At 57.8% G+C, this 14,452-nt stretch carries 6 protein-coding genes; 3 read left to right on the top strand and 3 right to left on the bottom strand.

Annotated elements, in window-relative coordinates; genetic code table 11:
* On the top strand, positions 1–1,305 hold a 1,305-nt coding region (gene recD2, locus ACROSR_RS19045; protein ID WP_432687471.1), incomplete at its 5' end, for an SF1B family DNA helicase RecD2.
* A gap of 321 nt (positions 1,306–1,626) precedes the next feature.
* On the opposite strand, the gene ACROSR_RS19040 is transcribed toward recD2, so the two are convergent.
* From ACROSR_RS19040 to ACROSR_RS19030, 3 genes are all read right to left on the bottom strand, one after another.
* The gene (locus tag ACROSR_RS19040) at positions 1,627–5,559 is read right to left on the bottom strand and encodes a hypothetical protein (RefSeq protein ID WP_432687470.1); all 3,933 of its coding nucleotides are present in this window, start codon (positions 5,557–5,559) and stop codon (positions 1,627–1,629) included.
* 750 nt (positions 5,560–6,309) lie between these two features.
* On the bottom strand, positions 6,310–9,846 hold the full coding sequence (locus tag ACROSR_RS19035) for a VCBS domain-containing protein (RefSeq protein WP_432687469.1): 3,537 nt from the start codon (positions 9,844–9,846) through the stop codon (positions 6,310–6,312).
* Positions 9,847–10,669: 823 nt separating this feature from the next.
* Entirely contained in the window at positions 10,670–10,813 is a 144-nt protein-coding gene (locus ACROSR_RS19030) for a hypothetical protein (RefSeq protein ID WP_432687468.1), read from the bottom strand.
* A gap of 562 nt (positions 10,814–11,375) precedes the next feature.
* On the opposite strand from ACROSR_RS19030, the gene ACROSR_RS19025 reads away from it, so the two are divergent.
* Together ACROSR_RS19025 and ACROSR_RS19020 are read left to right on the top strand one after the other, a co-directional pair.
* The gene (locus ACROSR_RS19025) at positions 11,376–13,844 is read left to right on the top strand and encodes a pyridoxal-dependent decarboxylase (RefSeq protein ID WP_432687467.1); all 2,469 of its coding nucleotides are present in this window, start codon (positions 11,376–11,378) and stop codon (positions 13,842–13,844) included.
* A gap of 6 nt (positions 13,845–13,850) precedes the next feature.
* On the top strand, positions 13,851–14,452 hold a 602-nt coding region (locus ACROSR_RS19020; protein ID WP_432687466.1), incomplete at its 3' end, for a hypothetical protein.

The raw sequence follows: 14,452 nt of genomic DNA, 5'->3' as shown, positions 1-14,452 counted from the left end.
ATCCGCGCAGCTCCCCGGCCATGGCCGGACATCGATGCCGACAAGGCGCTGCCGTGGATCGAGCAGAAAACCGGTCTCACCCTTGCGGCCAGCCAGGCCGAGGCCGTCCGCCTCGCGCTCAAGTCCAAGGTCATGGTGATCACCGGCGGTCCGGGCGTCGGCAAGACCACCATCGTGAATTCGATCCTCCGCATCCTGGCGGCAAAGGACGTGAAGCTGCTCCTCTGCGCGCCCACGGGCCGCGCGGCCAAGCGCATGTCCGAAGCCACGGGTATGGACGCCAGGACCATCCACCGGTTGCTCGAGTTCGACCCCAGGGCCTTCGGCTTCAAGCGCAATGACGAGAACCCGCTCGACTGCGATCTGCTGGTCATTGACGAAACCTCGATGGTCGACGTGCTGTTGATGCAATCGCTCATGAAAGCCGTGCCGAACGCGGCGGCGCTGCTGATCGTCGGCGACATCGATCAGTTGCCCTCGGTCGGTCCCGGTCAGGTTCTGGCCGACATCATCGGCTCCGGCGCTGTGCCCGTGATCCAGTTGACCGAGGTTTTTCGGCAGGCCGCGCAGAGCAAGATCATCACCACGGCGCATGCCATCAATGCCGGTCGTATACCGGATCTTGCGCCGCCTGATGGCGAGGCGGATTTCTACTTCGTGCCAGCCACTGACCCGGAACAGGCCGTGCCTCGGATCGTGGAGCTCGTCTCCAAACGCATCCCGCGCCGCTTCGGCTTTTATCCCATCAAGGACATCCAGGTTCTATGTCCGATGAACCGTGGTGGCGTCGGGGCACGCTCGCTCAACATCGAGCTTCAGGCCGCGTTGAATCCTGCGGGAGAGAAGAAGGTCGAACGGTTCGGCTGGACCTTCGCGCCCGGGGACAAGGTCATGCAGATCGAGAACGACTACGACAAGGACATCTATAACGGCGACATCGGCATGATAGACGATGTCGATCTTGACGAGGGCGAGGTGGCTGTGGATTTCGACGGGCGGACAGTGACCTTCGTGTTCGGCGAACTCGATACCCTCGTGCCGGCCTATGCCGCCACGATTCACAAGAGCCAAGGCTCGGAATACCCTGCCGTGGTCATCCCGGTCATGACCCAGCATTACGCCATGCTGCAGCGCAACCTGATCTATACCGGCGTCACACGCGGCAAGAAACTGGTCGTTCTTGTCGGCCAGAAGAAGGCGGTCGCGATCGCCGTGAAGAATGTCTCGGGGCGGCGGCGCTGGTCAAAGCTTGATGAGTGGCTCGTGGGGCATGATGCGGGCGACAAGAGGCTCGAGGCGCGCTGAAAACGCCTATCGAAGCCGCGGAGAGGGAGTAGCCGCCGACCATTCGGCATCAGTTCCGCTGGATGGAGCGACAGGGGGCCGTTCGCCATGCCGGGCTCGAGCGGCAGTAATGCGCAGTAAGCCGCCGGAGCAAAGTTGCAAAGCCTTATCGTCCTGCTCAGCGTGACCAGCCCTTTGTGGTCGCTCGCACAAGTGGCGTATCACTGCACGGCGTTTCCCATACCGGACACTCAACAAAGGCTGCCCCCGGGATGCTTCAACGAACCGAGCTACAAGGCGTGTCGCTGCATTTCTGACAGATCAATACTGCCGGAAACTGGCTCAAGCGTAATTTTCCATGTTGCCTACCAGGATGCCTTGAGCATTGATCTGTGTGTCTGCGGTGAGGGCGGCGATGTCGACATGGTTGTCGAGGTTGCGCACGTTTCCTGCATTCATACCCTCGGTCTCGATATCACCGAAGACCCAGCGTGGCTGGTTGTCTCCGGTATCCAGTCCCACGGCGATGCGCAGGATGTCGAGGGCATCGGAGGCAGTCACCCTGCCATCGCCATTGAAATCGGCTGCGACAAGATCGGCCCCATCGGCAGGGCCCCAAGACGGATCCAAGCCCACGGCAAGGCGCAATGTCTCCAACGCATCGGACGCGGTAATATCCGCCATGTCATCTGCGGTGACAGACCGTTCGAGCGAAATCTGCCCAGCGGTTTCGGGCGGTGCACGCAGCGTGAAGTTCCCCAGCTCATCGGTCTGTGTAACCGCTTTTTCCGTGCCGTCCACGGAGAAGCGCAGCGCCGTGTCAGATAGCGGGGCGCCGCCCGACCCAGTGATGGTACCGCTGATCAGCGCATCAACGGTGATAGTGGTCTCGGTCACGGCACCTTCGGGGGCAACGCCGCCACCGCGCGCAACCGCCTCAAGGTGATAGATCCCTGGATCGAAGTCGCTGTAATCCCAAGTAACAGTCTGCGAGCCGTCTTCAGACTGCAACGCCTCTACTTCAAGGCGCACACCGGCAGCGTCATCACGGTTCGCGAGCGCTTTGAGGATGATATCCGAACCTGCGGTCAGCCCTTGCGCAATCAACGTGAACTCGGCCAGTTCCGCCTCCCGATCGTCTGCGGCGACCGCAAAGTCGAGCGTCGGGCCGGAGCGGATATCGCTCGCCGAATAGGTCACCTCGCCGAGGCCATCGGGAGAGACCATTTCGATGTCCCATATGCCGGCCTCGGGCGTTTCGAGCGCGACGTGACGCGAGGTGTCGGTCGTCAGCCCCGGGGCGATGGCAATATCCTCGCGCGCTACGATGTCGGCCTCCGACAGGCGCGTCCCATCGGGAGTGATCACGATCAGTTCGGCATCCGCGCGAGGGGTTTCCCACTCCGCCGACATCACTGCGATCTCCATCTCGGGACCCAGTTCCCAGCTCGCGATTTTCTCGACCGCTTTGGTGTTCAATGCGCTGAAATCACCATCGAAAGAGAACTGTAACCCCTTTTTGATCTCCGAAAGTCCAAAATCAATTGTCGTCCAAGCAGCAATGAAATCGTTGCTGAAGTTGCCATCGGCCGAATATTCGAGCGCCACATTACCGGCCAAGCTTCTACCGCCGATTAGCGGGCCAAGTAACGGCAATGTTTCGGGAAATTCAACAGCGCCACGCGCGCCGAATTCGAGTGTCCTGACACCGGCATCTTCGAACATGGCGAGGTCTGCGCTGCCTGTGTAAAGGCCACCAAGGATGGAAGCATCGAGCTCGGCGTTCAGGCTTTTGTTCGCGAAGTTCGCCTCGATACTGCCCGACGCATCGAGGATCTCGAAATCAAGCGCTGCCGAAGCGTCGACACCAAATCTGTCCATAACATCAAGGATGCCGCCGCTGGTGCTATCGCCCAGAATATACTCCGGGGTCGAGCGGATCGAGAAACTGCCGGCGACGCTGTCAGCGCTGAAACTGCCCCCAATATCACCCCGGATCGGAGTCGGCACTCCGCCCGCCGCGCTGCCATAGGTATAATCCACCTGTCCGGAGTAGCTACGCTCCCCCGATCCGCCACTCCCAGGCGAAGCCAGCCCATCGACGCCGAGCGCTCCACCCTGCAGGAACAGACCGGTCGTCGCCACGGGATAGTTCAGCCCACTCAACCCGAAGCTGACGCTGTCAATCGCGACAGGATCCCAGAACCCCGAAAGCTCGCCCGTCAGGGTGCGGCTGTCCGAAAAGCCGAGCGCACCGGTCACGCGGCCGCTGAAGCTCTGCTCGATGGTGTCCAGCCCCAGGCTCATCTCGCGCAGGAACCCGGCCTCGCTGGCATACCCGATGTCGCCGACCACGTCGAAGGCAAGCTCGTCGCCGTCGGGCCGAAGACGAATGAACTTGTCCCCACGCTGGAAAAGAGCGTCCCCCGTGCGGTCACCGGCAAGGTCTAGCTTCAGCTCCTGTGCGGGAACGCCCAGCGTGCCGAACTGATCGGCGAGCGTTCCGCCCCAGCCCAGCGTTGCCGTGCCGCTCAGGTACAAGCTGTCGTCCAACCCGTCGTAATCGACCCCGAGGTCCGAAAACGACAAATCGACCGGCGTGCCGGCAGAAAGCGGCAGGTTGAAATCTGGCAGCCAGTCGGATGTCCCCACACGTCCCGGCCCGAAGGACAGACCGTCAGCACCATATCGCAACGTGAGTGGCCCGCCCGAGGTGTCGAGCGCATTGAACGGGGTCGGGAAGTCGAGGTCTGCACCGAGTGAAACCTTGTCCTCGGAAAAGCTGAGCTGGGAGAAATTGATGGCGACAAGATCGTTCAGCAGACCGTAGCCGCTCAATTGAGGTGTGAAATCCGTCGCAGCCAACGCGCCTGGCTCGATGTTGAAGCTGCCCGAGAAAAGCGGCCGATCCTGCGCGCCCCGCACCGCGTACACGTCTCCATCCACCGTGACTCGGCCCGACGACGATACGCCGACCGTACCGTTCTCCACCCGCAGCAGCGCCGTCGCGCCTTCGGCATGGCCAAGGAAAACATCGCTGCCCGAGGCATTGGTCCGCGCGCCAGCGCCATCATCGACCCATCCCCCCAGCGCCGACACGGAGAGTGGCGACGTGTCGATTTCGACATCATCGCCGACTTCCACGGGTGGCGTATCATCGCCGTCTCCGTCGCCGGGCGCATCGGGTCCACCGCCTTCGTCATCACCATCGCCGGGCGCGATTTCGGGCATCTGCTGATCTGCAAACGGTGACGCGAGTCCGACCACGCCAGCGGAGGTCTGGTCGGCCACCGCGCTGGAGTCGCCACCCCCGTTTCTGTCCCCCCACGTCACTAATGACCCGTCGGCCTTCAACGCCGCAAAAGCATTAACGGCCGAGAACACATCCGTCACCCCGCCCGACAATTGATCGACCACCGCGCTGGAGTAGCCACCCCCGCCATTGTCGCCCCACGTTACAACCGACCCGTCGGCCTTCAGCGCCGCAAAGGCGGAACTGGCCGAGAAGATATCCGTCACGCCGCCCGACAGTTGGTCGGCCACCGCACTGGAGTCGCCACCCCAACGACTCTCGCCCCATGTCACGACCGACCCGTCGGCCTTTAGCGCCGCAAAGGCGTGACGGGCCGAGAACACATCCGTCACGCCGCCAGACAGTTGGTCGGCCACCGCGCTGGAGTCGCCACCCCGGGTACTGTCGCCCCATGTCACGACCGACCCGTCCGCCTTCAGCGCCGCAAAAGCGGAACCGGCCGTGAACACATCCGTCACGCCGCCCGACAGTTGGTCGGCCACCGCGCTGGAGTCGCCACCCCGGGTACTGTCGCCCCATGTCACGACCGACCCGTCGGCCTTTAGCGCCGCAAAGGCATCCACGGCCGAGAAGACATCCGTCACGCCGCCTGACAGCTGATCGGCCACCGCGCTGGAGTTGCCACCCCAACGACTCTCGCCCCATGTCACGACCGACCCGTCCGTCTTCAGCGCCGCAAAGGCGTGACGGGCCGAGAACACATCCGTCACGCCGCTCGACAGCTGATCGGCCACCGCGCTGGAATCGCCACCCTTGAAATTGTCGCCCCACGTGAGGACCGACCCGTCGGCCTTCAGCGCTGCAAACGCTCGTACGGCCGAGAACATATCCGTCACGCCGCCCGACAGTTGGTCAGCCACCGGGCTTGAGTCGCCACCCCGGGTACTGTCGCCCCATGTCACGACCGACCCGTCTGCCTTCAGCGCCGCAAAAGCGGTACCGGTCGAGAACACATCCGTCACGCCGCCCGACAGTTGGTCGGCTACCGCGCTGGAGTTGCCACCCCAACGGCTCTCACCCCATGTCACGACCGACCCGTCTGCCTTCAGCGCCGCAAAGGCATTCACGGACGAGAAGATATCAGTCACGCCGCCTGACAACTGATCGGCCACCGCGCTTGAGTCGCCACCCCGGGTACTGTCGCCCCATGTCACAACCGACCCGTCCGCCTTCAGCGCCGCGAACGCAAAACCATTCGGAAACTCGGACCCTGTGCCTGTGGACCAGACCGAGCCGTCGCCGGGGCCTTTTTGCGATGCCATGGTGAATTTTCCTCTTTGTAGATATCGTTTGCCGAAAAGGCTTTGATTTCTCGCGATTAATCAACTAGCGATGGATTCCTTCGTCAACGATAAAAAGTATCGCTGTGGACAAACCTGCCAATGTGCCGCGTCTGTTCCAACATTGGCGTCAAACCCATCCGTCCCTTGCCCATAACGCGGCTTCGCCATTTACATCTTTGCACAGACCGAATGGCTGCTTCGCCCACTGTGCACCCCACCAGAAGCGAACCTGCATGGGCCCGCTCCCCACCTACTGGTAAGTTCTTACCTCCACGGCGAACATTTTGACGACCGTCAGCAAAGGGCTGGCTGCCGTCATCTGACAGTTTCCGTCAGGAACGCCGAGCGGGTCGAGCCGGCTGAGAGGCGCTTTGCGCAGGAAGCGGGCTTTGCAAATCTGTTAGGCTACCCAGCTCAATCGCATGACTCTCATGCGTACTCCTGAACGCTGCCCAGAAGAACGCCGGTCATCTCCATGCTTGCATCTGCGGTCAACTGGTCAATATCGATTCCGGTCTCGTAATCCACGGTTTCACTCGAAACGCCCGACATGTCCTGCCTTTCATCGAGGAAAACCCATTCAGGCATGTTTGGAGTATCTAGCCCAACCGCAAAGCGCAGGATGTCCAGCGCGTCACTTGCGGTCACGCTGCCGTCTTGGTTGATATCCGCAGCGACGAAATCAAATGCTCCTGCCTCGCCAAATCCGGGGTTCAAGCCAACCGCCAAGCGCAAGGCATTGAGCGCATCTGATGCCGTGATTGCTGGGTCGGTCGACTGGTCATAGCTGCGTATCGCGGAGAGACGGCCCGAAGCATCCTGAGGGACCTCGACACCAAAGCGTCCATCAGGATCAGTCGTGGTCGAGACCGCGTCGGCACCACTAGGGGTAAAGGTTACAACGCTATTGCTAAGCTCACTCCCGGAGCGGTCGAAAACAACTCCTTCGATGTTTACTATAGGGGTACTTGTATCATCCGGTTCTCTAAACCCGCTACCCTCTACAGTAACGTTGACAGTTTCGGATGCAGTTCCGTCGAGGCTGGTGACAGTGAGGCTGTCAGTGACTTCCTCGCCGGAGGGCAAGGCCCGGACCGCCTCGGAGTCATTGTCCAGTGTGTAAGCCCATTCGCCGGTTCTGGGATCAAAAGAAAATTCACCCCATGTCCCTTCAAGTGCCGTCCGACCGGGATCTTGAAACCTTGCGCTATTAAGATCTGCGTCGATAACCTCAAGAACGCCGGTCACCCGCTCATTTTCCGGGTCATTTTCCATTACTCTACTGCCAAAAGTATACCCAAAACTGCTTTTGGGCGGATTAGCGACGTCGACTGGACCAAAGTCACCTTCCATCACGACGTCGGATAAGCTGACGCTTACAGGAGCATTTTCTGGCGCTAATGTCGTCGCGAAGCGAGCGAGTGGTTCATTAAAATCTCCTTCGACGCTGCTTAGTTCTGAAAGGAACAAGCCCCCAAAACTGATAATTCCTTGGTCCAAATCTGTTTCATTCGTGATTCCCCCCGAAACCGACAACATCGAAAGGCTCACTTGATCATGATTTATCAACCGCATTAAGTACGAATCAAGTGATATAACGCTCTCATTTGGCCTTACAAAAACACCAAAAATATCTTCATTTCCACTACTTGATAGCAATTCGATGGAAATCTCGGGATCTTTTTCTGAAGTACTCCAAGGTATGTAGGCTGAAGCAAAATTCCATTCGGATTTGAGTTCACCGTCATCAGCACGAAAACCAAAACTCGGCGTATTCCCTGCATGGACTCCACTCAACGAAACGCCTTCGGTAAGTGCTGAAGGTGACAATAAAATCGTTTCGCCTTCTTCAAGTGCGTACCCGCCCAAACTGACATTCGAGGCATCGCCCGCGTTCAGCAGCTTTGTTTCAATCATGACGTTATCATTTTCTGGATCAACAACAGAAAAGTCTGCAGAAATCAAACCTGCTATCGCATCGAAAGACAGATCTTCCATTGTTAACTTTGGAGCCTCATTCAAATCTTCAATCGTGATGATGAAGTCGCTCGCATCACTTTCCTCGTTGGAGTCTGTTGCAATCACATTAAGTTCATATTCATTGTCACTGTTGGTATCTACCGGGGTTTCAAAATCGAGACTGACTACAGGCTTCACGACACCCGTTTCCGGGTTGATTTCAAATGCGTTCGCGTCGTCACCGTCGAGGCCATAGCTAACCGGATAACCTTGCGGATGAGTAATTGAAACCGCCAAAATGGGTCCCGTTGTGTTCTCATCTATTGATGTGTCACCAATAGGTTCAAGCTTCGGCCCAGTGTCCTCCGGGGGTGTCGCTGCCTCGCCAATCGTGATGGGCGCGCCATTCGAAGCGTTGTTGGACTCGTTGCCTTCCGTAACGCGATCATCATAGTCGGCCACCGCCCCTACCCAGTAGTCACCGTTCGAAAGATCGTCCGGCAACGGTATCTCGCGACCCGTCACCACTTCCGTCTCGGATGCGTCGAGCTGAGTGATGTAGGATGAAAGCAGCTCGTCGTCGGCAGGGTCTATATCGGGGTCGTTCGAGAGGAATATACCCGTCAGGGTGGTCCCGGTGTAAGCGTCGCCAATGTTTTCGACTTCGTAGTCGAGTTTGAACGTGTCCCTAGGCTCGGCCGATGTGCCGGAAACCGTCACGCCACGCGCGACCAGATCCGGTGATCCGACGTCGATTAGCACATCGACATCAGGCGCGATCAAGCGGTAGTCAGACAGCATATCCTCGCTGAAAAATTCTATGCCAGCCGAAAGGTTGTCTGTCGTAAATATCTGATCCCTCGCGTTTTCCAAGGCTTCTGCCAAGTCCCCGGCGAGCGTCAGTCCCTGGACCGACCGAAGTGTCTCAATCGCCTCTGCGTTGTCGCCGCTCAGGAATTGGTTCGACTCGAACATCTCTGCCAGCGTTAGGGAGACATAATCTTGCCATGTTGCGGAATCGCCAAGAGCGTCTATTGTATCCTGCGTCAATTGCGCAGCCTCAGTGAGGCTGTCCCAATTAAAAGAAGCATCATTTATCGGATTACCAAGGGTCGAAGCATTAGCAAGGTTAGAGACAACTGTCTTGAAATTGTCCCACAAAGAGCCGTTCGGTATACGCTCTTCGAGGTAATTGGTCCCAGTTTCGATGAGGGCCACCTGCGCATTCATTAGTGCGAAGAATTCCTTGGCACCCGAGAGCTGAATGGAAATCTGTTCTAGCTGCTCCGTGCTAAGCTTACTTCCTTCCAGGGTTGCGCGGAGGCTGGAGTCTATCGGGCCAAGATCAACGAGTGTATCCCTCAGATCTCTAAACACCTCTATAAGAATAGTATTTTGCGCCTCGGCGGCTACTAGCGAAGTTCCAATCAATTTGGCAGAAAGTACATCTGTCGAACCGGACTGTAGTCGCCCAAGCTCATATGCTGCCTGTGTCGTAGCCAGTGCAAAGCTTGTTGAAACTGAGGCTAACGCGCCGCCGGCGGCTGCCAGCTTGACCGCAATTGCTTTGTCGGCGAGGTTTGTGACCACCGTTGAAGGGAGGTTCTTCAGCGTTTCTATTCCTGCTGTAGTCAACAGGTCCGGCCCAATATTATCGCCCGAAACCGCATTAAAAACGTCGACATATTCGAGCTTTGCATCCACTATCTCATCGTTGACCCGATTGAATGCATGTGCGTGCAGGTCCCAGATGTCATCGCTCAGACCGAACGTTTGGGAAAAGGAGTTTCGAATAATATCTTCGAGGAGCCTGCTCGCCCCGATGGCCTGTGCAATTCCATCTTCGCTGAGGGATACTCCCTCTTCCAGACGGATGTAGAAATTATCTGTCAGATATTGCATTTGAGCTTCAAAGGCATCGAACGCAGGGCCTTCAGCAAAAACCGGAATGCCAACGTTCTTACCGTCAATTTCAATTGATGCTTCGTAGCTGAATTTTCCGCTCACAGCTTTCTCCCGCTTACTCTCGCGAATGTTCTCACCAAGACCTATCAAGTCTACCGCCTCCGGCCGACATCTCCCAACTGACCTGCCGTTTGATAGCAATGTCCCCCGAACTAGTCAGTGGTTCAAGTGTTTCGCCTTCCAAGGGTCGCGTGTAGTCCGTGGACTGCTCAAATGAGGCCCAATCTAATCGATAAGAGCCCTGTCCAAGCCCGCCGGGGCCGTTTTGCACAATCCCGGTAAGACCGATCGAGCCTCTTTCGTTCCGTTATAATCGCGATCGCAGAAACACGCATGACAATGGCGCGAGCAGTCGATGGATAGCGGCGAGGAAGGCTCACCATGGGGCCGGACAACGCGCCTGTCACATCTAGTTTTCATTCGTGCTTCTTCTGATCCACCTAGCACCGTGTTCACCTCTACGATGATCGCAACCCTTACTTCTCGGTCGGGAACGCTCAAATCGTTATAGACTACACAGGTATGTTCCACCGCCTGGGGAAAACACGCACTCACAACATTGCGTAAGCACAGTATTTTTCGAGCAACTATCTTGTCCCGGCGCAGAGGGCGTGCCTTTGGAACATGGCAGACAGCGAGATCTCTAGATTCAATACTCCCAGACACTGGCCCTTTTCTACCTCTCTTATGCTCTCGACGCCAGACGTCAGCGGCAAGTGGTGAGGCGACAGATCCAACGCTGACATTACTAAATCCTAACATGTCATTCTCACACACACACACGATACAGCCAATATCTTGCTTTGATTAAGACAACCGTGATCTATTGAACCTTCGTCTGTCAATCCTCCAAGCGCTAAAAGGTTCACGAGGTGGTGCGACATCCAGTCACCGGACAGGCGTGCACCTCGATCGTGCGCCATTTGCGCCGTGTCAGAGCCTGCGGCATGCCGACCGCCAGGATGACCTCGTGATCACCAAGACGCTTCCACTTGTTGTCAACCGGCACACAGCGTGGCATAGCGCCCAGTATCCACTTAGGCGGCCGATCGGCCTTTGCTGATCCGGGCTCGCGGATCGCTAATGATCGTCCGCAAAGGGCTGCCTGCGGTCATCTGACGGTTTCTATCAGGAACGTCAGCCGAGCTTGAGGACATGAGCGGCAGCAATGCGCAGAAAGCGCCATTTGCAAAGTTGCACCTTGATCTCCCGAGGACCTCGTAGATCGCGTCCAAAATGCTGCTTCGCGGCACGTCGAACCGGCCGTTCCCCACGAACGCAAAGTCGGTATTTGCTCAAAAATGACGCTGCGCCGATTCTCCTACTCGTGCATCTTGCAAAGCCCATCCACGGGGCCGCGATCTTCGGTGCTGCCCCGACCCGGGATCAAAGCAAATCATACGTAGCGGGAATCGTGTGAATATCGGGCGCATACCATCTCTGAATGTGTACTGAACCGATATGGCGGTAATAAAAATTTTTTGTGGAGAAAGTGTCCATTAGTCGTTACCGTAGGTAAAAAATTGGGTTGATCATGTAACTTACGGAGTTTCTAAAATAAGGAGATAGGAATGGTTATCAGTCGGCAGCGCACAAAAATCGTGCGCAATATTGACGAATTTCGGCGAGACTTCTTTCAGGACAAACTGAGCCTCGATCGTCCCGGCGGCAGCCTTCCCGCTGCCTGGTTCCTGGGACCAAAGGCCGAGAACGAAGACTTTCTTCGCGAGATGATAACGCTTGCGATCGACGGAGCCGTCAAGTCCCGCCACGACTTCAAACCGGATGATCCGACAACCTTCTCGATCAAGGAACTCGAGGACGCCGGCTTCAACACTGGACGGGAAATGTTCAAATCCCGGTTCAAAGAGATTCTCGGCTTTCTGCAGGGCTCCGTGCCAATGGCCAGCTACCGCAACCAGAGCCACATGTATTGGGACACGACCCTTCCCAGCGTCGTCGGATACTTTGCGACGATGCTTTACAATCAGAACAACTGCACACCCGAAGCTTCGCCGATCACGACGGCCCTTGAGATGGAAGTGGGCGATGATCTTTGTCGGATGCTGGGCTATACCATCCCCAACCGCGAGGACGTCAGACACGGGGCGATCCGGCCTTGGGGTCATATCACTTGCGATGGGAGCGTGGCCAATATCGAAGGTATGTGGGCGGCGCGCAACATCAAGTATCTGGCGGTCGGACTGGCTGCAGCGATCCGCCATGACCCAAATATGGCGCAGGCGCGGGATGTGACCGTCACGACGCTACAGGGCAAGCGTCACCGGCTTCTGGATCTCGACACCTGGACGCTGCTGAACCTGCCGATCGACCAGGCGATCAAACTGCCCACACGCATCGCCAAAACTGCCGGCATCGATGAGGAGGTGCTCAAGGCGGCGCTCGCCTCTTACTCCGTTCAGGACCTCGGGCTGTTGGAGTTTCACCGGAGATTCTTGCCAGACACGCCTGCTCCCGCAGTCATGACGCCTGCCACGGCGCATTACTCCTGGATCAAGGCGGGCTCTCTGCTGGGGCTTGGTCGCGCGGCAGTGCACGGCATTCAGGTCGATCTCGATGCCCGCATGGACCCGGTTTATCTGCGACGCATGCTTGAAGACTGCCTGAAGGAGGGACGTCCTGTCGTGCAGGTGGTCGCCGTCATCGGCAGCACAGAAGAAAGCGCGGTCGATCCGCTGCATGAAATTGTCAAAATTCGCAACGAGTTCCGCGAACGTGGGCTGGAGTTCTCGCTCCATGCCGACGCAGCCTGGGGCGGGTATTTCGCATCCATGCTGCGCGAGTCGAACCTTGACAGGCAATACGATGCCGCAACCTCCGACACGGAGCGTGCCGATATCGAACGCCAGATGGTCAAAGCCTTTGGGGTCGACGATCCCGACAGCGTGCCGGATGCTGAAAAACTGAAGGACTGGACATCCGAGGCGATCTTTGACCGCCGGAACGTCATGTTCGCGCCAGGCCTGCATCTGAATGAATATGTGCGCCGGCAATACCGCGCCCTGAAGTATTGCGACACGATCACGGTCGATCCTCACAAGGGCGGCTTCGTGGTCTATCCAGCCGGCGCTTTGTGCTATCGCAATGGCGCGCTTCGAAACCTGATCGCCTTCGCCTCGCCGGTGGTCCAGCATGGTGACATCGCGCAATCGGTGGGCTTTTACGGGGTGGAAGGCTCCAAGCCCGGTGCGGCGGCAACCGCGGTCTACCTATCGCATAGCCTGATACCGGCGGACCGCACCGGCTATGGCGCACTGTTGGGCAAGTGCATGTTCGCAAGCAAGCGCTTCTATGCGGGGCTGGTCAGCATGGCGGGTCCCGAAGATCCGTTCTACGTCACGACGTTTCAGCGCTTGCCCGCGGAGAAGGTCGGCGCAACTCGTACCGAGGTCCGCAAGCAGATCGGCATGATCCGCGACCAGATCTTTGCCGCGCCCGACGACGAAAACCTGATGGCGGCACTGGCACAGGATTTCGAACTGCGCGAACTGTTTTCCGAGATGGGCTCCGACCAATGCATCGTGGCCTATACGTTCAACTACATCGACCGATACGCGCAGAACCGCAAGATTTCGCGGCTCAACGAGATGAACGAACGCATGTTCGAAGCCATGAGCATGCAGAAGTTCAGCGACGAAGGAGTCCCCGAAGTCGATCTTCTGGTGACCGCATCAAGTTTCGACCCCGACGTCTACGGGCAGGAATTCGTGGATCACTACGCGCGCAGGATCGGCGTGAACCCCGAACCGGGCGTGGGAATCAAATTCTTGATATCAACCCAGCAAAACCCTTGGCTGACCCAGACGAAACAGGGGGATTTCACGCCCAAGGTGATTGAGGCCTTGGGCAATGTGGCACGCGAAGCTGCGGCCTACGTGATCGAACAGCACAAGTATGACTACGGCAGGGAATATTACCGGGGTACGTCATCGCCCTACGAGGGGCCAAACCTGCCTTCCGTAGGCGAGCCACCGACCAACCCGCAAGCCCTGAGCGCTTCAAAGACCGAAGGAGACTGATGCAAGATGTCGCACGATATGCATCACGAAGCACCCGCTCCATCGGCGGCCGTTGAGCCACAGCTCGCCACGGTTGTCGACAATCCCCCGCATCTTCATGCCTTTTCCTTGGTGGGCGACAAACATGTCTTTGCCATTCACATGACGCAATACCATCACGAGGTGCATAAGTATCAGATCGCCTATCGTGTCGAATTGCCGGACGTCGTTCTGGAGGAGTACCGACAGGTCCGGCGCAACAATCCGGGCGATTTCATCGTGATGTGCAACCATGCGCAGGATCCTTTCATCATCCCGGCGATCCCGGCCGGCGAAAAACCGACCTTCCGCGCCAACATCTTTCAAGGAATGCCGTCCTTTCCACCCGAGTTCCTCGATGACCCGCACTTTTTTCCGTGGGATCCAATCAAAGTCGTTCGGCCGATCGCGGGGGATTTCACCGCAACGATCGGGCGAATGGTCATGTTTCGACCCTTCGCGCATCACTACCAGCAGCCGGAGATCGCAACCTATCTGCTCTTCGGCGAAGGCGATGAAGCGCATATGACCAATCTTCAGACCGCGAGCCTCGCCAGCGGCCAATTCGAGCCCGATGCCTTCGGTCCCGA

Source organism: Roseovarius tibetensis (assembly GCF_050896375.1).
In the GTDB taxonomy this organism is placed as follows: domain Bacteria; phylum Pseudomonadota; class Alphaproteobacteria; order Rhodobacterales; family Rhodobacteraceae; genus Roseovarius; species Roseovarius tibetensis.
The sequence above is the reverse complement of the archived record's forward strand: the minus strand, read 5'-3'. Positions and strand labels throughout refer to the sequence as shown.

Excerpts from the sequence above, each read along its gene's own strand:
- ACROSR_RS19025 (WP_432687467.1), top strand. The coding sequence starts at position 11,376 with ATGGTTATCAGTCGGCAGCGCACAAAAATCGTGCGCAATATTGACGAA.